Here is a 287-nt window from a genome sequence, read left to right on the forward strand (position 1 = left end):
CTGCCGCGCGTCGGCGGCTTCGGCGGCCTGCGCGAATTCGGCGAACTCGCGGGGAGCGAAGCCGGACAGCGGCCACAGCGAAGCGGCGATGCCCTCGGCCGTCTGTCCGGGCCTGAAACCGAATTCGGCGAAGAGCGGCCGGAAGCCCCGATCCTTGCCAAGCTTGGCGATGAAGCCGCGCAGTTCGTCGCGTTTGCCGACGATTTCGGCAAGCAATGAATCGAGCCCGAACTCGCCGCCGCGTTCCAAAACGGTGGCGAAGGCTTCCGCCAGGCCCTCGACGCCGG

At 68.6% G+C, this 287-nt stretch carries 1 protein-coding gene; it reads right to left on the reverse strand.

What is annotated here, in order from left to right; translation table 11 throughout:
• The coding region (locus EN874_RS33235; protein ID WP_135884750.1) for a hypothetical protein at positions 1 to 287 on the reverse strand (287 nt) is incomplete at both ends.

Origin of the sequence: Mesorhizobium sp. M1D.F.Ca.ET.231.01.1.1 (genome assembly GCF_003999155.2) — a bacterium.
GTDB lineage: Bacteria > Pseudomonadota > Alphaproteobacteria > Rhizobiales > Rhizobiaceae > Mesorhizobium.